This window comes from Luteimonas sp. MC1825, from assembly GCF_014764385.1.
Classification (GTDB): domain Bacteria; phylum Pseudomonadota; class Gammaproteobacteria; order Xanthomonadales; family Xanthomonadaceae; genus Luteimonas.
In genome coordinates, this window is record NZ_CP061714.1 from 2893022 (window position 1) to 2915489 (window position 22468).

Here is a 22468-nt window from a genome sequence, read left to right on the forward strand (position 1 = left end):
GATAATGCGCCCATGACCATCGAACTCCCCCTGGGCCGCGAAGTCGCCTATCCGCGCGTCTATGACGCCACGTTGCTGTTCCCCATCGCCCGCGACGCCGGCCGCGCGGCGCTCGGCATCGGCGCCACGCTGCCGTTCGACGGCCACGATCGCTGGCAGGCCTACGAGCTCTCGTGGCTGGACGCGCGCGGCAAGCCGGCGGTGGCCACCGCGACCTTCCTGGTGCCGGCCGCGTCGCCACGGCTGATCGAATCGAAATCGCTCAAGCTGTACCTGAACTCCTTCAACGGCACGCGCTTCGCCGATGCCGCCGAGGTGCACGCACGCATCACCACCGACCTCTCCGCCGCGGCCGGCGCGGCGGTGGCGGTGGGCTTCGGCCTGCCGCCGATGGCCACCGCAAGCGACGACGCCGCCAGCATCGACATCGACGGCGTGGACGTCGCCATCGACGCCTATGACCATCCGGCGCCGGAGCTGCTGGCCTGCGCGCCCGGGCAGGTGGTGGAGGAAACCCTGCGCTCGCAGTTGCTGAAGTCCAACTGCCCGGTCACCGGCCAGCCGGACTGGGCCAGCGTGCGCATCGCCTACCGCGGCCCGCGCATCGACCGCGCCGCCCTGCTGCGCTACCTGGTGTCGTTCCGCGAGCACGCCGGTTTCCACGAACAGTGCGCGGAGCAGGTGTTCGTGGACCTGATGGCGCAGTGCAGTCCGCAGCAGCTGTCGGTCGAAGCCCGCTACACGCGCCGCGGTGGCCTGGACATCAATCCCTGGCGGGCCACGCCGGGCCTGTCGCCGCCCGCGGCGCGGCGCGACCCACGTCAGTAAACGCGCACACCACGCCGTCCGGCGGGCGCCTGGACGCTCACAAAGACGCGATGTTCCCTTAACAACGGCCGTGTGAACCTCCGCGCTGCAAGGCACAGGAGCCCAGCATGAGCAATCCGCAGAATCCCAACGATCCGGCATCGCTGTCGCTGAATCGGGACCGCAAGGCGGCCACCGCCGCCAAACCGGGCAAGCCGGACTTTTCCAACGTCCGCAGCGCCGTCGGCAGCACCGAGGCACCGGCCCCGCGCGGCGCCGATTTCGGCAACGTGCAGTCATCCGTGTCCTCCACCGAGGCCGTGGTGGGCGGCACCAGCTACACGGTGCAGAAGGGCGACACGCTCTCGCACATCGCCAAGGCGCAGTACGGCAAGGCCGGCCAGTGGCGGCGCATCTTCGAGGCCAACCGCGACCAGCTCGACGATCCCGACCGCATCCAGCCCGGCCAGGTGCTGAAGATCCCGCCGGCGGATGCCGACACCTGATCCGCGCGACACCCGCCCCAAGCCCCGAACCGCATGCCCAGAACCCCATGGAGAACCACCACATGATGCGCACCCCGATCCATGCCGCATTGGCCGCGGCACTGCTGGGCACGCTCGCCCTGGCCGGCTGCAAGAAGGACGAACCCGCCGTCGTCACCCCGCCCCCGGCCGCGCCGGCCCCGGCGACGATGCCGGCGCCCGCCCCCGTGGCCACGGTCAGCGTGACCTCGGTCGATCTCGGCACCGCGGTCGATGCCAACAACCGCGTCACCGCGCCGGCCACCACCTTTGCCACCGGCGACACCATCCACGCCTCGGTGGCCACCACCTCGTCGGACCCGGGCACGCCGCAGCGTGGCCAGCTCACCGCGCGCTGGTCGTTCGAGGATGGCCAGCTGGTGGACGAGCTGAGCCGCGACTTCGACTTCACCGGTACCGGCAACACCGCCTTCCAGGTCAGCAAGCCCGACGGCTGGCCGGTGGGCCGCTACAAGGTGGAGATCCTGCTCAACGGCGCGGTCGTGCAGACGCGCGAATACGAAGTGCGTTGATCCGCCTCCGCGCATGACCCCGAGGCCCGGCCCTGTGCCGGGCCTTTTCATCGTGCGGGTTCCGGTTAGGCTTGCGGACCCGCCCTCCTGGAGCACGCCGATGTCCACCCTACGCAAGGGCGCCGCCCTGCTGCCGCTGCTGCTGCTCGCCGCCTGTGCCACCGCCCAGCCTGGCGCCGACGCCTCCACGGCCAAGCCGGCCACGGTCAGCGAACACGCGCCCGATCCGCTGCTCGATGCAACACTCGGCGGAAGCTGGCGTTCCGCGGCGAACGTCGCCCGCGACCAGTACCGCCACCCGCGCGAAACCCTCACCTTCTTCGGCATCGAGACCGGGCAGACCGTCATCGAGGTCACGCCCGGCGCCGGCTGGTACGCCGAGATCCTCGCGCCGTGGCTGAGCAACGGCTACATCGCCGCCGTGGTCGACCCCGCCGCGCTCCCGGCGGGCTCCGGCCGCGCCTACCAGGACACCGCCCGCGGCCGGCTCGAGGCGCTCTTTGCCGCCGCGCCCGCGCAGTTCTCGCGCGCCCGCGTGGTGGCCTACGACCCGGCGGCGCCGGTGCTGGGCGCGCCCGGCTCGGCGGACGCGGTGGTGACCTTCCGCAACGTGCACAACTGGCGCAGCGCGGGCCAGGCCGAGGGCATGTTCAAGGCCTTCCATGCGGTGCTGAAGCCGGGTGGCGTACTGGGCGTGGTCGAGCACCGCGCCCTGGCGGACGTCCCGGCCAATGACAAGTCGGGCTACGTCGGCCAGGCGCAGGTGATCGCGATGGCCGAAGCCGCCGGGTTCCGCCTCGACGCTTCCAGCGAGATCAATGCCAACCCGCGCGACGACCGCAACCACCCGAACGGCGTGTGGACGCTGCCGCCGTCCAACCGCCACGACGCCGAGGACCGCCAGCAGTACCAGGCGATCGGCGAAAGCGACCGGATGACCCTGCGCTTCGTGAAGTAGTGCTGGTCGCGTTCAACAAGCCCCATGGCGTGCTGTGCCAGTTCACCGACCGCAGCACGCCGCCGCGGCCCACGTTGGCCGGCTTCGGCCTGCCGGCCGCGGTGTATCCGGCCGGCCGCCTCGACCATGACAGCGAGGGCCTGCTGCTGCTGACCGATGACGGCGCGCTTGCGCACCGCATCACCGATCCGCGCCACAAGCTGGCCAAGACCTACCTGGTGCAGGTCGAGGGTGCGCCGTCGCCCGCGCAGCTTGACGCGTTGCGCGCCGGCGTGACGCTCAGCGACGGGCCGACCCGTGCCGCGCACGCGCGCCTGCTTGACGCGCCTCCGCCGCTGTGGCCGCGCGATCCTCCGGTGCGCGTGCGCAAGACCGTGCCCGATGCGTGGCTGGAGCTGCGTATCTCGGAGGGCCGCAACCGCCAGGTGCGACGCATGACCGCCGCGGTCGGGCTACCCACGCTGCGCCTGGTGCGCATCGCGATCGGCGCACAGCGGCTCGGCGACCTCGCACCCGGCAGCTGGCGCGATGTCCCGGTGGCCGCGCCCTTCGCCTGAACGCTTCAGCGTGACCCTGCATGGCACGCCGCGCAGCACCGCGAAGCTTGCCGTGCGCCGCGGGGATTCTGCTACCTTCACGGCGCGGCCGCGGCGTATTCACGCGCCAGACCGGCAACGGATCGACGGGACGATCATGCCAACAGGGTTCACAGCACAGGGCCGCGTACTGGTCGTGGACGACCAGCAGGCCAACCTGCGCGTCGTCAGCGCGCTGCTGGCGCGCCATGGCTACGAGGTCGCCGTGGCCGACAACGGGCCGGCTGCGCTTGCCATGGTCGAGGCGCAGGTTCCGGACCTGGTGCTGCTGGACATGATGATGCCGGGCATGGACGGCTTCGGAGTGATGGCCGAAATCCGCGAGCGCGCGCTGCTGCGCGTGCCGGTGGTGTTCCTCACGGCCGCGCAGGACCGCGAGCTGCTTTTGCGCGCGTTCGGCGCCGGTGCGGTGGACTACGTGACCAAGCCGTTCATTCCCGAGGAGCTGATGGCGCGCGTCAACGCGCACGTCGGCCTGAAGCTGGCGCGCGACCGCCTGGAGCGGGTGGCCCGCGAACGCCAGGAGCTCGTCAACCTCGTCGCCCACGACCTGAAGAACCCGCTGTCCAGCGTGGTGTTCGCCAGTGACATGCTGCTGGCCGACAGCGTGCGCCCCGAGCGCGTGCCGCGTTACCTGCAGATGATCCGCGACAGCGCCGAGGATGGCCTCGGCTACATCCGCCGCTACCTGGAAACCCAGGCGCAGGCGCGCCGCCAGGACGAGCAGCCGGTCGACGCGCGTGCAGCACTTGGCGACGTGGTCGACTGGATCATGGGCCGCTACGCGCTGCAGTTCGAGGACCGCGGCTGCCAGCTGCGCGCCACTCCGGTCGGCAACGCCATGGTGGCGATGGACGCGGTGGTGCTGCGCCAGGTCGCCGAGAACCTGGTCAGCAACGCGATGAAGTACGCGCCGGGCAGCGACGTCGAGCTGTCGGCACCGGCCAGCGCGCCGGGCTACTGGCAGCTGCGGGTCGAAGACCGCGGCCCGGGCATCCCGGGCCATCGCCAGCGCGAACTGTTCCGTCCGTTCGTGCGCCTGGCCCACGATGATCCGGCGATCGCCGGCGCCTCCAGCGGGCTGGGACTGTCGCTGGCGAAGCAGATCGTCAGTGGTGCCGGTGGCCAGCTCTGGTACGAGGACCGCGAGGGTGGCGGCGCCTGCTTCGTGATCGAACTGCCGGAAGCCGCCACCGCCTGACCGCGGCTGGACCCTCAGTCGCCGTCGGCACCGCTGGCGGCGACCACGCCGTCGGCGTTGGCGGCGCGCTTGCGCGGCGCACCGCGCTTGGCCTCGATGCGGCGCGACTTGCCTTCGATCGCGGCCTCGGCCTCGGCCTTCCTGCGGTGCCTGCGCACCGCATACAGCACCAGGCCGATGCCGGCGGCCGCGGCGGCGACCGCCACCGGGTTGCGACGCACCACGTGGCTGACGGCACGCGTGCCGGTACGTGCGACGCCGATCGCGGCGCCGGTCTGCAGCCACTTGCCGGCGCCTGCCGGTACGACGTTGCGCAGGCCTTCGCCAAGCTGGCCGACCAGTTCCATGGCCTTGTCGGGGAGGGTGTCGCGGAGATGATGGCGCTTGTGCATGGGAGCCTCGTTGCGTGGGCCGGCGGACAATCGGCCGGCGGAACAGGATGCGGCAAGTCTGTTGCCGGGTGTGTCGCGCCGGCGTGATCGGAACAACGGCGATTCAGCCTTGGCGGGGCCGCGCGCGATGGGTCGGCGTGGCGTTCCAGGGATCCTCCGGCCACGGGTGCCTGGGATAGCGGCCCTTCATCTCGCGGCGGACCTCGGGCCAGGTGCGGTCCCAGAAGCCGCGCAGGTCGCCGGTCACCTGCAGGGGGCGGCCGGCCGGCGACAGCAGGTGCAGCAGCAACGGCACGCGGCCGTCGACGATCCGTGGCGTATCCGCCAAGCCGAACAGCTCCTGCAGTTTCACCGCCAGCACCGGCGTCTGCGGCGTGCCGTCGTCGTCGACCGCGTACTCGATTGCACGCGCCTGTCCCGACGGCACCAGGATGCGCGCCGGCGCGAGCGCATCCAGCCGCTGCTGCGATGCCCAGTCGATAAGGCCACGCAGCGCGCCGGCGAACGCGTCGGCGCCCAGCGCATCGAGTCTGGACTTGCCGGCGAACGCCGGCCGCAGCCAGTGGTCCAGGCCGGCCAGCAGCGCCTCGTCGTCAAGCTCGGGCAGGACCGGGCCGGGCAGATCGAACGCGCGCTGCCAGGCACGCAGCGCACGCACCCGCGCGCGCCACTGCCGCAGTCCGTCGCTCCAGGGCAGGGCGGCCAGACCAAGCGCGCGCACCGCATCGGTCAGCGCCTGCGCGGCGGCCTGCGGTTCGACGCGACCGGTCACGCGGCTGTCGAGCACGATGCCGTCGAAGCGGCGCACGCGCTCGCCGACCAGCGCGAGCCGCGCCGGATCCCAGCGCGTCTCGTCGCGGTCGCTGAAGCGCGCGGCGAAATCACGCCGCAGCAGCGCCTCGTCGACCGGCGCGGCGAGCAGCAGCAGCGCATCGCGCGCCTCGAAGCGCAGCTCGCTGGCCACCAGCCATGGCTCGCCGACCAGCGCGCTGTCATCGGCCAGCCGCGCCATGCGGCCGTTGGCCAGCTGGTAGCGGCGCAGGTCGCTGCCGTGGCGCGCGGCAACGCGATCGGGGAACGCGTGGGCGAGCAGGTCGCCGAGCGCGTGCGCGGGCACATCGCGCGGCGCCGGCGTATCGCAGCGCAGGCGACGGCGCCATTGTTTCGCGGCGGCATCGATGGTCGCCAGCGCGCCGCGGTTGGCATCGGCCGGAACGCGGCGCTCGCGGAACGCGGCCAACGCACGCCAACGCGCTGCGATCGCATCGCTGCGCACGCGCAGCGGGTCGCGCGCCTCGACCAGCGCCGCCAGGTCGCAGGCCAGCGCGCGCGCCGCCGGGTCGGGCGCGGCCAGCAGCATCGCCGCCAGCCGCGGATGCGTGCCGAGCGCGATCATGCGCCGCCCGCTGGAGGTGATCGCACCACCGTCGAGCGCACCCAGCCGGCGCAGCAGGTCACGCGCCGCCGCCATCGCGCCGGGCGGCGGCGGGTCGACGAAGCGCAGCGCGTCGCTGCCCCACGCGGCCAGCTCCAGCGCCAGCGCGGCCAGTTCGACCAGCGCGATCTCCGGGCGGCGCTGCGCTTCCAGGCGCAGCGATTCCGGCCACAGCCGGTACGCCCAGCCCTCGGCCACGCGACCAGCGCGGCCCGCGCGCTGGTCGGCCGAGGCCTGGGCGATGCGCACCACGTCGAGCCGGCTGAAGCCGCTGTTGGGGTCGTAGCGCGGCTCGCGCGCCAGCCCGCTGTCCACCACCACGCGCACGCCGGGCAGGGTGACGCTGGACTCGGCGATGTTGGTCGCCAGCACCACCCGCCGCCGGCCTTCCGTTGACGGGCGCAGCAGGCGCGCCTGTTCCTCGATGGCGAGCTCGCCGTGCAGCGCCAGCACCTCGGCGCCCGCGGCGGCGAGCGCGGCGCCGGATTCCAGCGCCGCCGCGCAGCGCGCGATCTCGCGGCGCCCGGGCAGGAATGCGAGCACGTCGCCGGGATGGCGCTCGAGCGCGTGCTCGATGGCGCGCCGCGCGTGGTGCTCGAGCACCTCGTCGCGCCGCGCCGGGAAATGCGCGATGTCCACCCGGTAGCTGCGCCCCGCGCTCGACAGCCGCGGCGCGTCGAGGAACGCCGCCAGCCGCTCGCCGTCCAGCGTGGCCGACATCACCACGATGCGCAGGTCCTCGCGCAACCCCGCCTGCACGTCCAGCGCCAGCGCCAGGCCGAGGTCGGCGGCGAGGTGGCGCTCGTGGAATTCATCGAACAGCAGCGCGCCCACGCCGGCGAGCATCGGATCGTCCTGCAGCATGCGCGTGAGGATGCCCTCGGTCACTACTTCGATCCGCGTGGCCGCCGACACCCGGTTCTCGAAGCGGATGCGATAGCCGATGGTCTGCCCGACCTCCTCGCCCAGCGACGCCGCCATGAACGTCGCCGCGGCGCGTGCGGCGACGCGGCGCGGTTCCAGCATCACGATGCGCTGGCCGGCAAGCCACGGCGCATCGAGCAGCGCCAGCGGCACGCGCGTGGTCTTGCCCGCGCCCGGCGGCGCCTCGAGCACCAGGCGGGTGTGGTCGGCGAGGCTGGCGCGGATCGCGGGAAGCAGGTCGTCGATGGGAAACGAAGCGTTGTTCACGCGCAAAGGATAGGGGGTGGGGTGGATGTTGATCCGGGTTTTTCTCGCGAAGGCGCGAAGGCGCGAAGGGAGCTGGGCAGGGAGGGGCGGGGCGGGGGACGCGGCCTACAATGTCGCCATGCAATTGATTGATATCGGCGCCAACCTCACCCACGACAGCTTCGACCATGACCGCGACCAGGTCATGGCGCGCGCGCGCGACGCCGGCGTCGTGCAGATGGTGGTCACCGGCGCCAGCCGCGAACACTCGCCGATGGCGCTGGAACTCGCCCGCGCGCACCCCGGCGAGCTGTTTGCAACCGCGGGCGTCCATCCGCACCATGCCGTGGACTACACCGCCGAGTGCGATGCCGAGATGCGCGCGCTGCTGGCGCATCCCGAAGTGGTGGCGGTAGGCGAGACGGGCCTCGACTATTTCCGGGATTTCTCGCCGCGCCCGGCGCAGCGCAAGGCCTTCGAGCGCCAGCTGGAGATCGCGGTGGACACCGGCAAGCCGCTGTTCCTGCACCAGCGCGACGCGCACGCCGATTTCGTCGCGATCATGAAGGAGTTCGAGGGCCGCATCGGCGCCGCCGTGGTGCACTGCTTCACCGGCAGCCGCGCGGAACTGTTCGACTGCATCGACCGCGACTGGCACATCGGCATCACCGGCTGGCTGTGCGACGAGCGCCGCGGCCAGCACCTGCGCGAGATCGTGGCCAACATCCCCGCCAGCCGGCTGATGGTGGAAACCGACGCGCCCTACCTGCTGCCGCGCTCGCTCAAGCCGATGCCGAAGGACCGGCGCAACGAGCCGATGCACCTCGGCCATATCGTCGAAGAACTCGCACGCGACCGTGGCGAGGACGTGGCAGTGACCGCGGCCAACGCCACGGCGACCACGCGCGCGTTCTTCCGGCTGCCCGCGCGCGACTGAAGCCGATCCGGCCGCCTGGTGCACGGCTGGCCGCATCGGCGCACTTCATGCGTCGGTAACGCCTCAGCGCTTCACCAGTTCGACGCGGCGGTTCCTGGCCTTACCCTCTTCGGTCGCGTTGTCGGCCACGGGCTGCGACTGGCCGTGGCCCTTCGCCTGCAGGCGGTCGGCGCCGATGCCCTGCGTGGCCAGCGCGGCCACCACCGCCCGCGCGCGCGCCTCGGACAGGCGCTGGTTGTGCGCCGCGTCGCCGCTGGCGTCGGTGTGGCCGTCGATCGACAGGCGCAGCGCCGGGTCGTCGCGCAGCAGCTGCAGCACCTGGTCCACCTGCGCTTGCGACGCGGGCAGGATGTCGGCCTTGTCCACGGCGAAGTTCACCTGGATCGCCACCCGGCCGTCGGCATCGATCTTCGCGCGCAGCGCGTCGGCCGGCAGCAGCGCCGACGTCGGCACCAGCGCGCGCTCGCGCAGCACGATCAGGCCGGCGAAGTGGCGGCCGGAACACGCGCGCACCCACACGTTGCCGTCGTCGCGCCGCAGCACGTAGACATCGACCGGATGCATCACCAGGCACTTGGCCTCGGGCGGATAGTCACGCATCACGGCCTGGATCGCCTTGTCCTGGCGCGCGTCGGACGGCTCCTCGCCGCTGTACACCTTCACCCCGCCCGCCGCGGTCACCACGTGCTCGATGTTGCGCGCGACCTCGGTGGCGGAGAAATCCTTGCCCGCATCCGGTGCCACGCGCATGCCGACGGCATGCACCTCGCCCTCGACGACTTCGAAGCGGTCGCCGACCCAGAACGCCGCCTCGCCATGCGCCAGCCGGCGGCTCTGGCGCGGTGTTTCGCGGTATCCGGCGGGAATGGTGAAGTACGGAAACGCACCCAGTTCGAGGGTCGACGCTGGCAGGGCGGCGATGTCGAAGCCGGCGGACTCGCCCGCGGCAGCCGCGCCGTCCGGCACGGACGCGATGTCGATGTCCATCGCGCCGGCCACGGCGGCGTCGCCCGGCTGCGCGCCGGCATCCGAGGGCTGCGCCTGCTGCGTCGCCTCCGCGACGCTGGGGCCGTCGGTGGACTGGTCGCATGCCGTGGCGGCGAGCGCGAGCATCGCGAACAGCAACGTGGTGCGGGTGGTGCGGCTGGTTTCCTGCATGGTGATCTCCGTGGTCCGGTCGTGCCGCGCGCGGCAGCGGGCAAACCTACCAGATCATGGAGACCGTCTTCAGCTGTCAATCCGGGCGTTGGCCGTTGATCGCGACCAGCTCCAGCTGGCGTGGGGCGGGATCGTCGCGCGTCACCACCTGCACCTGCTCGATGCCTGGCTGCTCGCAGGTGCGGCCGATCTCGGCCATCAGCTGGAGGCGCGTGTCGTAGACCTGGCTGAAGTTGTGCTGCCCGGTCCATTCGCCGACCTCGCGCTGGGTGGGCAGGACGCGATGGTCGCAATCGGCCAGGTAGCGGAGCGCTTCGGCCTTGACCGCCGGCAGGGACGGGATGGACTCCTGCGCGGCGACGGGCGCGATGGCAGCGGCAAGGAGCAGCGTGGCGAGGCTGGTGCGGACGTCCATGGGTGTTCTCCAGAATGAACGTGCCGGACGATTCCGGTGCCCAAGGCTCGCGCAACATCTCCCGCAGGTCTTGAGGGGTTTGCCCGGACCTGGTGATGCAATCGTTTGGAACGCGCGGAAAATGTCGGGGAAAAAGCCCGCGGGCGCGTGAACGCGCCCCCTGCGACGCGCTAGCTGCGCAATCCGACTCCGCGCTTCAGCAGCCACAGGCTCAACGCGCCCAGCGCCACCACGAAGCCCAGCATCAGCGCATACGCCACCCACAGCGGGACGTCGCTCTGCCCGAGCAGGCCGTAGCGGAATGCGTTGACCATGTAGAAGATCGGGTTGGCGTGGGTGGCGGCCTCGGCCCAGTCCGGCAGCAGGCGCACCGAATAGAACACGCCGCCGAGGTAGGTGAGCGGGGTGAGGATGAAGATCGGCACGATCGCCACGTCGTCGAACTTCTTGGCGTACACCGCGTTGACGAAGCCGGCCAGCGAGAAGATCGTCGCGCCCAGCAGCACCGTGCTCACCGTCACCCACGGGTGCGGGATGCGCACGGTGGTGAACAGCATGGCGATGCCCAGCACGATCACGCCCACCATCACCCCGCGAAGCACCGCGCCCGCGACGTAGCCGCCGAGGATCACCCACGGCGGCATCGGGCTGACCAGCAGCTCCTCGACGTGGCGTCCGAACTTGGCGCCGAAGAAGCTCGACGAGATGTTGCCGTAGCTGTTCTGGATCACGCTCATCATCACCAGGCCCGGCACGATGAAGTCCATGTAGGCGATGCCGTCCATGGTCCCGATCCGCGAGCCGATCAGGCCGCCGAAGATCAGGAAGTACAGGGTCATGGTGATCGCCGGCGGCACCAGCGTCTGGCTCCAGATGCGCAGGATGCGCATCACCTCGCGGCGCGCGATGGTGCCCAGCGCCACCAGGTTGGGGCGCAGGGTGCCGGCCTCGGCCACGGCGGGGTCGAGGGCGTTCATGCCGCCGCTCCGGGCAGCGCGGCCGGCGTGGCGGGCACCACCGGGTCGCCGGTCAGGCGCACGAAAAGCTCCTCCAGCCGGTTCGACTTGGTGCGCATCGAGCGCACGCGGATGCCGGAGGCGTCGAGGGCCGCGAACACGCGGTTGAGGTCCATGGCGCGCGGCATGTCGATGTCCAGGGTGTGCGCGTCGATCGCGGTGACCGCCGCGCCGGGGATCTCGGGCAGCGCCGTCGGCAGCATGCCGTCGACGTCGAACAGGAAGCCCTCGACGTCGAGCTTGGACAGCAGCGTGCGCATCGGCCCGTGCTCGATGATCCGGCCGTGGTCGATGATCGCGAGGTTGCGGCACAGGTTCTCCGCTTCCTCCAGGTAGTGCGTGGTCAGGATGATGGTGGTGCCGGCGGCGTTGATCTCGCGCAGCGACTGCCACATGCCGCGGCGGATCTCGATGTCCACGCCGGCGCTGGGCTCGTCGAGGATCAGCAGCCGCGGGTTGGTCATCATGGCGCGCGCGATCATCAGCCGGCGCTTCATGCCGCCCGACAGCGTGCGCGCCATCGACTTCGCCTTGCCGCCGAGGTGCGCGCGGTCGAGCTCGCGCTGCGCGCGCGGCAGCGCCTCGCGGCGCGGGATGCCGTAGAACCCGGCGTAGTTCACCAGGATGTCGAGCGGGTTCTCGAACATGTTGAAGTTGAGCTCCTGCGGCACCAGGCCGATCAGGCGCATCGCGCGCGCGCGCTCGACCTGCTGGTCCACGCCGAACACCCGCACCTCGCCCGAGGTGCGGTTGACCAGCGACGAGACGATCCCGATCAGGGTCGACTTGCCGGCGCCGTTGGGGCCGAGCAGGGCGTGGAAATCGCCGGGCGCGACATCCAGCGACACGCCCTTCAGCGCCTCGACACCGGTGTCGTAGGTCTTGCGCAGGTCGCGCACCGAAAGGGCGGCGTGGTCGCCGGCGGGCATGGGGGACTGGGTCATCGTGGGTCCTGGCCGCGGCCGGATGCGGCGGGGCGGTATTATAGGAGCCCTGCGGGTCGAGGCCCGGCAATGGTCTGTTCCGCTGTGCCCGCACAATTCCCGCTCAAGCTCGTTTCCCGCCGCATGCTGGCACCGTCGGTCGCGCACCTGACCTTCGTGCGCGATGACGGCGCGCCGCTGGACTACATCCCCGGCCAGTTCGTGCAGGTGCACTTCCACTACGCCGACGGCACCGCCACCAAGCGCAGCTATTCGCTGGCCACCATCCGCGACCACGTGCCGGATGCCGGCGAGAGCGTGGAGATCGCGGTGAGCTACGTGCCCGGCGGCGCCGCCACCTCGCTGTTCGAAAGCCTGCAGGAAGGCGGCACGGTGCAGGCCAGCGGCCCGTTCGGGCGCTTCTGCCTGCAGCCCGCCGACGACAACCGCCGCTACCTGCTGATCGCCACCGGCACCGGCGTCACCCCGTACCGCGCGATGCTGCCGCAGCTGGCCGACGCAATGGCGGCGCGCGGCATCGAGGTGGTGCTGCTGTTCGGCGCGCGCACCCCGCAGGAGCTGCTGTACGGCGATGAATTCCGCGCGTTCGCCGGGCGCCACCCGGGGTTCCGCTTCGTGCCGTGCTTCTCGCGCGAGCTGCCGGCGCCGGGCTCGGCGCAGGCGCATGCCGATGTGCGCCATGGCTACGTGCAGCAGTTCATCGACGAGTTCGCGCCATCGGCCGAGGGTGACATCGCCTACCTCTGCGGCAACCCGGACATGGTCGACGCCTGCTTCGAGGCACTCAAGGGCCACGGCCTGCCGGTGCCGCGCATCCGTCGCGAGAAGTACGTCAGCAGCAAGTAGCGCGTGGCTGCGCGCCGACGTGTAAAGCTCGCTTGACACCAGGCGCGGCGCGCCGCATCCTCCATGTCAAGCAAACTTGACACGGGGATCCACCATGCAATCCATCGAACGCCGCTACCGGCGCGAGTTCATCCCGGCCATGGCGGCCTACGTCGTGGTGCTGTTCCTGTCGATGTACGCGCTGCGCGCGGTCGATGCAACCTGGGCGCGTGGCTTGCTGGCGTTGCTGCCGGCGGTGCCGATCGTGTTCGTGGCGAGGGCGGTGTTGCGCTTCGTGCGCGACAGCGACGAGATGCAGCGCCGGATCCAGCTCGAGGCCTTTGCCCAGGCGTCACTGGTGCTCACGCTCGGCAGCTTCTCGCTCGGCCTGCTGGCGCTCGCCGGCGTGGTGCGGGTGGACACCGGCCTGGCACTGATCCTGGTGCTGCCGGCGTACATGCTGGCCTACGGCGTGTTCGCCTGCATCACCGCGCGCCGCTACCGGTGAAGAGCCGCGTCCGCGAACTGCGCGAGGGGCGCGGCTGGTCACAGGCGCAGCTCGGCGAACGTCTGGAGGTCTCCAGGCAGACGGTGAACGCGATCGAGACCGGCAAGTACGATCCCAGCCTGCCACTCGCGTTCCGCATCGCCGGGCTGTTCGCATCGACCATCGAAGCCATTTTCTTTCCCGAGGATCCCGAATGAGTACACGTGGAATGACCATCGCCACGCTGCTGGCCGCGGCGCTCGCCGCCGGCTGCACGGCGCAGACGGGTGGCGGCGTCGAGGGCGCGCTGGCCGACGGGCGCATGCGCCACGGCACGCTGGCGTTCGAACCCTGCTCGCTGAGCGCGGTCGGCGCGACCGCCGTGGAGGCGCAATGCACGCGCTTCGAGGTCCCCGAGGACCATGCCGCGCCCGACGGCCGCCGCATCGAACTGGCGGTGGCGTGGATCCCGGCCAAGGGCCAGGCGGAGCCCGACCCGGTGTTCATGATCGCCGGCGGACCCGGGCAGTCCGCGCTCGAGTCCTACCCGAGCGTGGCGCCGGCGTTCTCCGATGTGCGCCGCAACCGCCACGTGCTGCTGGTCGACGCGCGCGGCACCGGCGGCTCGCACCCGCTGCGCTGCAGCGACGGCGAGGGCGACAACGCGTTCGGGCCCGCAGACGACATGAGCCCCGACGCGATGCGCGCGTTCGCCGCCCAGTGCCGCGACACGCTGGCCAAGGACAGCGACCTGCGCCGCTACGGCACCATGGACCACGTCCGCGACCTCGACCTGGTGCGCGCGGCGTTCGGTGCGCCGCAGGCCAACCTGGTCGGCGTGTCCTACGGCACCCGCGTGGCGCAGCAGTACGCCAAGGCGTTCCCGGCGCAGGTGCGCACGGTGGTGATCGACGGCGTGGTGCCCAACAGCCTGGCGTTGGGCCAGGAGCACGCACGCAACCTCGAGGACGCGCTGGCCGCGCAGTTCGCGCGCTGCCGCGCCGACAAGGCCTGCCTGGCCAACCTCGGCGACCCGACCACGCAGCTGGCCGCGGTGCGCACCGCGCTGCAGGCCGGCAACCTCGCCGAGGTGCGCTTCCGCGACCCGGTGGACGGCGGGTGGCACACCCAGGCGCCGCAGTTCGGCGACCTGGCCGCGCTGCTGCGCATGTTCTCCTACCAGCCGGCCACGGCATCCACCCTGCCGCTGCTGCTGCACGAGGCCGCCAATGGCCGCTACGAGCCGCTGATGGCGCAGTCGCGGCTGCTGGTGGCGTCGCTCGGCGACATGATCGCGCACGGCATGCAGCTGTCGGTGATGTGCGGCGAGGACGCGGCCGACCTCAGGCCCGACCCGCGCGACAGCAGCAGCGTGCTCGGCAACGACATGGTGGAACTGATGCAGGCGCAGTGCGCCGCCTGGCCAGTCGCCCCGCGCGCCGACGACTTCCGTACGCCGCTGGGCGGCGACGTGCCGGTGCTGGCGATCAGTGGCGAGTACGACCCGGTCACGCCACCGCGCTACGGCGAGGAGGTCGTGAAGCACCTTGCCAACGGCCGCCACCTGGTCGCCCCGGGCCAGGGCCACGCGGTGCTCGGCGTGGGCTGCATGCCCAAGCTGTTCGCGCAGTTCATCGAGCGCGCCGATGCCGCCGGCATCGACGCCACCTGCCTCGAGCGCCTCGCCGCCGAGCCGCCGTTTGCCGGCAACTATGGCTGGGAGCCCTGAGATGATCGAAGTCCACGACCTGCACAAGAGCTTCCCGTCGAAGACCGGCCCGGTGCACGCGGTGCGCGGGGTCAGCTTCACCGCCCGCGACGGCGAGATCACCGGCCTGCTCGGGCCCAACGGCGCCGGCAAGACCACCACGCTGCGCATGCTTTACACGCTGATGTCGCCCGAGCGCGGCGAAGTGCGCATCGACGGCCTCGACACGCGGCGCGACGCCGCCGCCGTGCGCCGCCGCCTTGGCGTGCTGCCGGATGCGCGCGGGGTGTACAAGCGCCTCACCGCGCGCGAGAACATCGCCTACTTCGGGCGCCTGCATGGCCTCGACGACGCCACCATCGCCGCGCGCATCGCGGCGATGGCGGTGACGCTGGGCATGGAGGACTTCCTCGACCGGCGCACCGAAGGCTTCTCGCAGGGCCAGCGCACCAAGACCGCGATCGCACGCGCGCTGGTGCACGACCCGCGCAACGTGATCCTCGACGAACCCACCAACGGCCTGGACGTGATGACGACCCGCGGCCTGCGCGCGTTCCTGCAGCAGCTGCGCGGCGAGGGCCGCTGCGTGATTTTCTCCAGCCACATCATGCAGGAGGTCGCCGCGCTCTGTGACCGCATCGTCATCATCGCCAACGGCGAGGTGCGTGCCAGCGGCACGCCCGACGAGCTGCGCGCGCAGGCGGGCGAAGACAACCTGGAGGACGCCTTCGTCCAGCTGATCGGCACCGAGGAGGGCCTGTCCGCATGAGCCTGACCAACAACGCGTTGTTCACCGTTGCGCGCAAGGAGCTGATGGACCTGTTCCGCGACCGGCGCACGGTGATGCTCGGCCTGCTGATGGGGCCGATCCTGTTCCCGGTGCTGATCCTCGGCATCGGCTCGATGGCCGAGAAGCGCGCGCGCACGCAGCTGGAATCCACGCTGGAGCTGCCGGTGATCGGCGCCGAGCACGCGCCCAACCTGGTGCGCCACCTCGGCACGCGCAACATCGGCACGCTGCCGCCGCCGGCCGACCCGGACACCGCCGTGCGCCAGCAGGAGCACGACGTGGTGCTGCGCATCCCGGCCGACTACCCGCAGCGCTGGCGCGAGAGCCGCAGCGCGATGGTCGAGATCATCTACGACTCGTCGCGCCAGGATTCGCAGATCCCGGTCGGCCGCCTGCAGGCCGCGCTCGCCCAGTACGGGCAGCAGCTCGGTGCGCTGCGCGTGGTGAGCCGCGGGCTGAGCCCGGAGGTGGCCACGCCGGTGCTGGTGGCGCAGCGCGACGTGGCCACGCCCGAGGCGCGGCGCGGCATGCTGCTGGCGTTCCTGCCGTACCTGCTGATCCTGAGCGCGTTCCTCGGCGGCGCCTACCTGGTGATCGACGTCACCGCCGGCGAGCGCGAACGGCAGTCGCTGGAGCCCTTGCTGGCCACGCCGGCCTCGCGCAGCGCGCTGATGAGCGGCAAGATCCTCGCCGCCTGCCTGTTCGGGATGCTCAGCCTGGCGCTGATCCTGGTGGCGTTCAAGCTGAGCTTCGCGCTTGCGCCGCGGGCGATGCAGCTGGTTTCGGTGTCGACACCGATGATGCTGCAGATGCTGCTGGTCCTGCTGCCGATGGTGCTGATCGGCACCACGCTGCTGACCCTCATCGCGGCCAGCGTCAAGTCGGTGAAGGAGGCGCAGAGCTACATGAGCATCCTGATGCTGCTGCCGATCGTGCCGACCGTGGTGCTGATGGTGAACCCGGTGAAGAACGCGCTGTGGCAGTTCACGGTGCCGTTCCTGGCGCAGAACCAGATGCTGCTGAAGCTGGTGCGCAGCGAGTGGATCACGCCACTGGAATGGGGAACCTACCTCGGCGCGGGTTTCGGACTGGGGGTGGTGCTGTGGCTGCTCGCCGCGCGGCTGTACCACCGCGAGAAGCTGGCGATCTCGGCCTGACGGCCGCACCCCCGCCTGTAGAAAGCCCGGCTTGCGCCGGGCTTTTTTTGGTTGGGCCCCTGTGGTGGCCGGGAGGGCTTCGCGGCTCATGTCCCCCGGCATCCGCCTGGCGGCGGATGCCTCCTCCTTTACTTCCCCGCGAAGCCCTCCCGGCCACTTCGGGGCTCTGCGCTGGCTGCGGGTACAGCCAACATTCGCGAGATGGGGGGCTGTGGCTTTGGCTCCCGCAACAACCGCGTAGTGCGGCGGAGCGGGTGCCAAGGCCCTTGAGGGCGAAGTCAAGGAGGAGGCGCTGGCCGCCAGGCCAGCGCCGGGGGACATGAGTCCTCAAGGGCCTTGGTACCCGCCGCTAACACCAGCCCCGCGCTTTTCCGCCAGTCGGGAAAGAACCACAAAAAAGCCCGGCTTGCGCCGGGCTTTTTCCTGCGTCACGCCACGCGGCTCAGCCGCCGGGATTGAACGCGATGGTGCGGCGGGTGGTGACCGGCTCGGCGACCGGCTCGAAGCGCCAGCGCCGGACCGCGGCGACCGCCTCGCGGTCGAAGACGCGCGGCGGGTTGGCACGCACCACGCGCGCATCGGTGACGCTGCCGTCCGGCGACACGGTGAACTCCACCTGCACCTCGCCGGACTGCGCGGCGCGCAGCGCCTCGGCCGGATAACGCGGTGCCGGCGTGCTGAGCGCGCGCAGGGCGGTGCCGGCGGCCGGCGTGGTGGCCGCGGCCGGCCTTGCGGCGGCGGCGCGCTGCTCGGCCGCGCGCTGCTCGGCGGCACGCTGCTCGGCTACGCGCTGCTCCTCGCGGCGCGCGGTGGCGGCGGCTTCCTCGGTCGCCGCGCGGGCGGCGGCCGCCTGCTGTTCGACCAGCTTCTGCGCGGCCACGCGCTGCTCCTCGGCCTGGCTGCGCTCACGGTCGGCGGCCAGTTGTTCCTGGCGCGCGGTTTCCTGCTCGGCGGTCAAGGCCTGCTGGGCGACGCGCCGGGTGGCGACTTCCTCCGCCCCGGTGATGGAGGCCTTGAGGCGCGCCAGCGACGGATGGTTGGCGTCGGCCTTTTCGATCAGGGCCGACAGGCGGCGCGCCTCGAGGAAGTCCTCGCGGTCGCGGCCCTGCTCGGTGGCGATCACCACCATCGGCATCAGGTCGGTGAGCGCACTGGAGACCGCGGCGTCGCCCGGCGACTTCTCGCGCAGGGCCAGGTAGTACTCCATGGCGTTGTCACCGGCGGGCGCGTACAGCTTGCTCTCGGCGTACGCCGCGCGCGCCTTGGCGCGGAGTTCGTCGGGGCTGAGCGCGGCAAGCTCGGCGGCGGCGCCTTCGGTCGCGGCCGCGGCCGCGGCGGCGGCCTGCTCGCCGGTCACCGCGGCGGCCGGCGGGTTGGTGGTGGCCTCGTCGCCCTTGCAGGCCGACAGGGCACAGATCAGTGCCACGCCCAGCGCGAGCCGGTAGACCACCGGGCGCGGGAACGCATGTTTTGTCACGGACATCGGTTCAACTCCCCCTTGGTGCGCGGGCGCGCACGTGTGCGTAGCACGCGACAGGCGCGGCCGTTTGTCAACTCCCGGGCGCCGTCGGCGCCGCCTGCGCTACTTGCCGATGCAGAAGCGCGAGAAAATGTGACCGAGTAGTTCATCCGCGCCGACCTGGCCGGTGACCTCGCCCAGCGCCCCGTGCGCGACACGCAGCGCCTCGGCGGCAAGGTCCAACGCCTCGCCGGCGAGGGCGTCCGCCGCGGCCTCCAGGTGGCCGGCGGCGCGGCCCAGCGCCTCGACATGCCGCGCGCGCGCGGTGAATTCACCTTCGCCCGCCGCCGGCTCGCCCAGCACCGCCGTGCGCAGGCGCGCGTGCAGGGCCTCCAGTCCGGCCCCCGAGCGCGCCGACACGCGCAGCACGCCCGCGGCCGGCGGCGGCGCATCGGCGGGCAGCAGGTCGGCCTTGTTGTGCAGCCACAGGATCTCCGGCACCCCGGCAAGCGCGGCGTCGAGCGCGGCGCGGCCGGCGTCGGGATCGCGCGCATCCAGCACCACCACCGCCAGCCCGGCGCGCGCCAGCTCGTCGCGCGCGCGGCGCATGCCTTCGCGCTCGATCGCATCGCCGCCTTCGCGCAGGCCGGCGGTGTCGACGAGGATGAGTTCGGCACCGTCGACGCGCAGCGATTCGCGCAGCAGGTCACGCGTGGTGCCGGCGACGTCGGTGACGATGGCGCGCTCGCTGCCGGCCAGCGCGTTCAACAGCGAACTCTTGCCGGCATTCGGCGGGCCCACGATCACCGCGTGCAGGCCATCGCGCAGGCGCCGCCCGCGTTCGGTCGCGGCCAGCAGCGCGGCCAGCGCGGCGCGGGCCCCGGCGAGGCGCGCGGCCAGCAGGTCGCCGCCCAGGGTGTCGAGCGGCTCGTCGGCGAAGTCGATGGCGGCTTCGGCATGCACGCGGATGGTGACCAGCGCGTCGGCCAGCGCCTCCACCCGGCGCGAGAACGCGCCGTCGAGCGCCCGTCGCGCGCCGCGCGCGGCGAGCATGTCGCCGGCGTTGATGAGGTCGGCCACGGCCTCGGCCTGCGCCAGGTCGAGGCGGCCGTTGAGGAACGCGCGCTCGGTGAATTCGCCGGGCCGCGCCATGCGCGCGCCCAGCGCGCAGCAGCGCGCCACCAGTGCCTGCAGCAGCGCCGGGTTGCCGTGCGCCTGGAGTTCGGCGACGTCCTCGCCGGTGTAGCTGGCCGGGCCCGGGAACAGCAGCGCGATGCCGTCGTCGAGCACCTCGCCGGCGGCGTCATGGAAGCGTGCGTGGTGCGCATGGCGCGGGCGCAGCGTGCGCCCGCAGACCGTGGCCGCGATGGCGGTGGCCGCCGGGCCCGACAACCGCACGATGCCGATGCCGCCGGCACCGGACGCGGTGGCGACCGCGACGATCGTGTCGGTCGCGGCCTCAGGCATGGCGGCGCGGGCCGGCCAACGGCGTCACTTCTTCGCGACCGCCGTCCCGGAGTCGCCGGGCTTCACCGGCTTGTCGGCATAGCGGCGGATCAGCCACCACTGCTGCAGCAGGCCCAGCGAGCCGTTGGTGACCCAGTACAGCACCAGGCCGGCCGGGAAGAACACCATGAACACGCCGAACACCAGCGGCATCAGCTGCATCATCTTCTGCTGCATCGGGTCCATGCCGACCATCGGCGCCAGCTTCTGCGTCGCCCACATCACCGCGATGTTGACCACCGGCAGGATGAAGTACGGGTCGCGCGCGGTCAGGTCCTGGATCCACAGCATCCATGGCGCGTGGCGCAGCTCCACCGACTCCAGCAGCACCCAGTACAGGGCGAGGAAGATCGGCATCTGCAGCAGCACCGGCAGGCAACCGCCGACCGGATTGATCTTCTCTTTCTTGTAGAGCTCCATCATGGCGACCTGGAACTTCTGCTTGTCGTCGCCGTAGCGCTCCTTGAGCTGCGCGATGCGCGGCTGGAACTTGCGCATCTTGGCCATCGACTGGTACTGCGCCTTGGACAGCGGGTACAGCACCAGCTTGACCAGCATCACCAGGCCGATGATCGACCAGCCCCAGTTCTGGAACAGGCCGTGCAGCTTGTTGAGGATCCAGAACAGGCCTTCGCCGAGGAAGGCGAACACCGAGAAGCGGCTGTAGTCGACCGCGCGGTCCAGGCCGGGGACGCCCTGGGCCTTGATCTGGCCGACCAGCTTGGGCCCGACCCACAGGCGCGCGCTGGTGGTGGCCTGGCCGTCCGGCGCCACCATCACGCCCGGGCCGACTTCGCGGATCAGGTACAGCGGCACGCCGCCGGCGCCCGGCGTGGACTGCAGCGAAACGGTCACCTCGTCGGTCGGCTGCGGGATCCAGGCGCTGAAGAAGTGGTGCTGGAGCATCGCCAGCCAGCCGCCGGTCTGCACCTGGTTGAGCGGGCCGTCATCGATGAAGTCGGCGTACTTGCGGCGGCTGTAGCCGTCGGTGGCGCTGAACCAGGTGGCGCCGTTGAAGCTGAAGGACTCCGGGTTGGTCCAGCCGGCCTTGACCGCGAGCGGCAGGCGGATCAGCTGGCGGTACACGTGGCCCTGCCAGGGCGCGGCACTCTTGTTGTAGACGGTGTCGCGCACGTCGATCGCGTAGCTGCCGCGCGTGAACACGTACACGCGGCGGATGCTGACGCCGTCCGGGCCCTGCCATACGAACGGCACCTCGAGCGTGTCGCTGCCGGCGGCCAGCTGGTACTGCAGCTGCGCGGACTCCGGCTGGAAGCCGGCCTCGTGTGTCGGCGCCGCGTTGCCCTGGCTGACCCAGCCGCTCTGCGCGGCGAAGAACCGCGCCGGCGCGTCATCGAACAGGCGCACCGGCGCGCTGCCATCATCTCGGGTCTGCGGGAACCCCAGCAGGTCGGCGCGTGCGACCACGCCGCCACGCAGCGCGAGGTCGAGCACGTCGGTGCGCACCTGGAGCAGGCCGGCGGTCGCCGGCGCCGGGGTGGCGCCCATGCCCGGGATCGCCCCGGCCGCAGCTGCCGCGGGTGCGACCGGCACCGCACCGGGGACCGCCGCCGCGGGCGGCGCTCCGGGGATGCTGGCATCCGGGCCGGCGATCGCGGCGGTGGTGTCCGCCACCGGAACCGGCGCGCGCTGCTCCTTGCCCCACTCCATCCACAGCAGGGTCGCCACCATCAGCCAGGCGAAGATCAGGAAGGTGCGGGTCTGGTTCATCGGGCAGGCATGCTCATTGGCCGGCAGGTCGCGGCGCTGGGATGGCGGGAAGGGGGGCGGCGGGCATTGTGCCGGTCAGGTCAGGTGCGGGCAACGCGCCGGCACGGCGCAACGCATCGCGGAAGGCTTCGCGCAGCGCTTCCGGCGCCGCCTTGGAGGCACCGTGGCGCACCACCACGACGAACGCCGCGTCCGGCAATGCGGCGCGGACATGGCGGAATTCATCGCGCAGCGCGCGCTTGATGCGGTTGCGTGCCACCGCGCGGCGATCGACCTTGCGCGACACGGCCAGGCCGAGGCGCGCGGGCGCGCCATCACGCAGGACGTGCAGGGCCAGCAGCGGCGTCGCCGTGCGGCGGCCGTCCTGGAACACCCGGTCGAATTCGGCACGCACGCGGACACGCGCTTGGCGGGGCAAGCGGAGGTTCATGCGAAGCGGAACAATGGCGGCCAGCGGAAGCGGCCGCCAGGCAACGTCAGGCCGTGAGGCGCGCGCGGCCCTTGGCGCGGCGGCGGGCAAGGATCTTGCGGCCGTCGGCAGTCGCCATGCGGGCACGGAAACCGTGGTCGCGCTTGCGCTTGAGGTTGCTGGGTTGGAAGGTGCGCTTGGTGGCCATGGTGTCGGTCGCTCTAGCTGACGCGGCGGAAAGAACCGGAGATTCTAGGCGCGTCGACGGGCGCAGGTCAAATCGCGTGCCGGCGCGCCCTGGCGCACCGGG

The 22468-nt window shown here is 71.8% G+C and carries 24 protein-coding genes; 13 read left to right on the top strand and 11 right to left on the bottom strand.

Going from position 1 to position 22468, the window contains the following annotated elements:
• Nucleotides 1-12 precede the first annotated feature (12 nt).
• The 6 genes from queF to IDM46_RS13445 all read left to right on the top strand — a co-directional run bounded on the left by queF (nucleotide 13) and on the right by IDM46_RS13445 (nucleotide 4619).
• Nucleotides 13-828, top strand: a complete 816-nt coding sequence (queF, locus tag IDM46_RS13420) for an NADPH-dependent 7-cyano-7-deazaguanine reductase QueF (protein WP_185116051.1) — start codon at nucleotides 13-15, stop codon at nucleotides 826-828.
• Nucleotides 829-935: 107 nt separating this feature from the next.
• Nucleotides 936-1313, top strand: a complete 378-nt coding sequence (locus tag IDM46_RS13425) for a LysM peptidoglycan-binding domain-containing protein (protein WP_182824061.1) — start codon at nucleotides 936-938, stop codon at nucleotides 1311-1313.
• 62 nt (nucleotides 1314-1375) lie between these two features.
• Nucleotides 1376-1864 carry a hypothetical protein gene (locus IDM46_RS13430; protein ID WP_182824059.1) on the top strand — a complete coding sequence of 163 codons (489 nt, stop codon included), beginning with the start codon at nucleotides 1376-1378 and terminating at the stop codon, nucleotides 1862-1864.
• A gap of 100 nt (nucleotides 1865-1964) precedes the next feature.
• Nucleotides 1965-2822, top strand: coding sequence for a methyltransferase (locus tag IDM46_RS13435; protein ID WP_223877981.1), 858 nt, complete (start codon nucleotides 1965-1967; stop codon nucleotides 2820-2822).
• Nucleotides 2822-3379 (top strand): pseudouridine synthase, encoded by a 558-nt coding sequence (locus IDM46_RS13440; RefSeq protein WP_182824056.1) that lies wholly within the window; start codon nucleotides 2822-2824, stop codon nucleotides 3377-3379. The genes IDM46_RS13435 and IDM46_RS13440 overlap by 1 nt, the downstream gene beginning before the upstream one ends.
• A 136-nt stretch (nucleotides 3380-3515) precedes the next feature.
• Nucleotides 3516-4619 (top strand): hybrid sensor histidine kinase/response regulator, encoded by a 1104-nt coding sequence (locus tag IDM46_RS13445; protein ID WP_185116052.1) that lies wholly within the window; start codon nucleotides 3516-3518, stop codon nucleotides 4617-4619.
• 14 nt (nucleotides 4620-4633) lie between these two features.
• Here IDM46_RS13445 and IDM46_RS13450 read toward each other — a convergent pair whose 3' ends face one another.
• Together IDM46_RS13450 and hrpB are read right to left on the bottom strand one after the other, a co-directional pair.
• Nucleotides 4634-5011 (bottom strand): hypothetical protein, encoded by a 378-nt coding sequence (locus IDM46_RS13450; protein WP_182824052.1) that lies wholly within the window; start codon nucleotides 5009-5011, stop codon nucleotides 4634-4636.
• A 103-nt stretch (nucleotides 5012-5114) separates the two neighbouring features.
• Nucleotides 5115-7637, bottom strand: a complete 2523-nt coding sequence (gene hrpB, locus IDM46_RS13455; RefSeq protein WP_185116053.1) for an ATP-dependent helicase HrpB — start codon at nucleotides 7635-7637, stop codon at nucleotides 5115-5117.
• Between the two features lie 118 nt (nucleotides 7638-7755).
• Here hrpB and IDM46_RS13460 point away from each other — a divergent pair, with 118 nt between their 5' ends.
• A complete protein-coding gene (locus IDM46_RS13460; protein WP_182824048.1) occupies nucleotides 7756-8553 on the top strand; it encodes a TatD family hydrolase in 798 nt (265 codons plus the stop codon).
• A 63-nt stretch (nucleotides 8554-8616) separates the two neighbouring features.
• Here the strand turns inward: IDM46_RS13460 and IDM46_RS13465 are convergent, their stop codons facing one another.
• The 4 genes from IDM46_RS13465 to IDM46_RS13480 all read right to left on the bottom strand — a co-directional run bounded on the left by IDM46_RS13465 (nucleotide 8617) and on the right by IDM46_RS13480 (nucleotide 12071).
• On the bottom strand, nucleotides 8617-9711 hold the full coding sequence (locus IDM46_RS13465; protein ID WP_223877982.1) for an OmpA family protein: 1095 nt from the start codon (nucleotides 9709-9711) through the stop codon (nucleotides 8617-8619).
• 76 nt (nucleotides 9712-9787) lie between these two features.
• Nucleotides 9788-10126, bottom strand: a complete 339-nt coding sequence (locus tag IDM46_RS13470; protein WP_182824046.1) for a hypothetical protein — start codon at nucleotides 10124-10126, stop codon at nucleotides 9788-9790.
• Nucleotides 10127-10296: 170 nt separating this feature from the next.
• Nucleotides 10297-11103 (bottom strand): ABC transporter permease, encoded by an 807-nt coding sequence (locus tag IDM46_RS13475; protein WP_182824044.1) that lies wholly within the window; start codon nucleotides 11101-11103, stop codon nucleotides 10297-10299.
• Nucleotides 11100-12071, bottom strand: coding sequence for an ABC transporter ATP-binding protein (locus IDM46_RS13480; RefSeq protein ID WP_182825218.1), 972 nt, complete (start codon nucleotides 12069-12071; stop codon nucleotides 11100-11102). The genes IDM46_RS13475 and IDM46_RS13480 overlap by 4 nt, the downstream gene beginning before the upstream one ends.
• Before the next feature lie 84 nt (nucleotides 12072-12155).
• On the opposite strand from IDM46_RS13480, the gene IDM46_RS13485 reads away from it, so the two are divergent.
• The 6 genes from IDM46_RS13485 (at nucleotide 12156) to IDM46_RS13510 (ending at nucleotide 17053) form a co-directional block, all read left to right on the top strand.
• Complete coding sequence (locus tag IDM46_RS13485; RefSeq protein WP_185116054.1) at nucleotides 12156-12932, top strand: ferredoxin--NADP reductase; 777 nt, start codon at nucleotides 12156-12158, stop codon at nucleotides 12930-12932.
• A gap of 94 nt (nucleotides 12933-13026) precedes the next feature.
• Complete coding sequence (locus IDM46_RS13490) at nucleotides 13027-13419, top strand: hypothetical protein (protein WP_185116055.1); 393 nt, start codon at nucleotides 13027-13029, stop codon at nucleotides 13417-13419.
• Nucleotides 13416-13616, top strand: a complete 201-nt coding sequence (locus IDM46_RS13495) for a helix-turn-helix transcriptional regulator (protein WP_185116056.1) — start codon at nucleotides 13416-13418, stop codon at nucleotides 13614-13616. The genes IDM46_RS13490 and IDM46_RS13495 overlap by 4 nt, the downstream gene beginning before the upstream one ends.
• Nucleotides 13613-15127 (top strand): alpha/beta hydrolase, encoded by a 1515-nt coding sequence (locus tag IDM46_RS13500; RefSeq protein ID WP_185116057.1) that lies wholly within the window; start codon nucleotides 13613-13615, stop codon nucleotides 15125-15127. Before IDM46_RS13495 ends, IDM46_RS13500 begins: the two co-directional genes overlap by 4 nt.
• Before the next feature lies 1 nt (nucleotide 15128).
• Nucleotides 15129-15875 (top strand): ATP-binding cassette domain-containing protein, encoded by a 747-nt coding sequence (locus tag IDM46_RS13505; protein ID WP_182824034.1) that lies wholly within the window; start codon nucleotides 15129-15131, stop codon nucleotides 15873-15875.
• Nucleotides 15872-17053, top strand: a complete 1182-nt coding sequence (locus tag IDM46_RS13510; RefSeq protein WP_182824032.1) for an ABC transporter permease — start codon at nucleotides 15872-15874, stop codon at nucleotides 17051-17053. Before IDM46_RS13505 ends, IDM46_RS13510 begins: the two co-directional genes overlap by 4 nt.
• 442 nt (nucleotides 17054-17495) lie before the next feature.
• Here IDM46_RS13510 and IDM46_RS13515 read toward each other — a convergent pair whose 3' ends face one another.
• From IDM46_RS13515 to rpmH, 5 genes are all read right to left on the bottom strand, one after another.
• Nucleotides 17496-18536 carry an energy transducer TonB gene (locus IDM46_RS13515; RefSeq protein WP_182824030.1) on the bottom strand — a complete coding sequence of 347 codons (1041 nt, stop codon included), beginning with the start codon at nucleotides 18534-18536 and terminating at the stop codon, nucleotides 17496-17498.
• A gap of 99 nt (nucleotides 18537-18635) precedes the next feature.
• The gene (mnmE, locus tag IDM46_RS13520) at nucleotides 18636-19979 is read right to left on the bottom strand and encodes a tRNA uridine-5-carboxymethylaminomethyl(34) synthesis GTPase MnmE (RefSeq protein ID WP_185116058.1); all 1344 of its coding nucleotides are present in this window, start codon (nucleotides 19977-19979) and stop codon (nucleotides 18636-18638) included.
• A gap of 24 nt (nucleotides 19980-20003) precedes the next feature.
• Complete coding sequence (gene yidC, locus IDM46_RS13525) at nucleotides 20004-21749, bottom strand: membrane protein insertase YidC (protein ID WP_182824025.1); 1746 nt, start codon at nucleotides 21747-21749, stop codon at nucleotides 20004-20006.
• A gap of 13 nt (nucleotides 21750-21762) precedes the next feature.
• On the bottom strand, nucleotides 21763-22179 hold the full coding sequence (gene rnpA, locus IDM46_RS13530; protein WP_182824023.1) for a ribonuclease P protein component: 417 nt from the start codon (nucleotides 22177-22179) through the stop codon (nucleotides 21763-21765).
• A gap of 46 nt (nucleotides 22180-22225) precedes the next feature.
• Nucleotides 22226-22366, bottom strand: a complete 141-nt coding sequence (gene rpmH / locus IDM46_RS13535) for a 50S ribosomal protein L34 (protein ID WP_182824021.1) — start codon at nucleotides 22364-22366, stop codon at nucleotides 22226-22228.
• Nucleotides 22367-22468 lie beyond the last annotated feature (102 nt).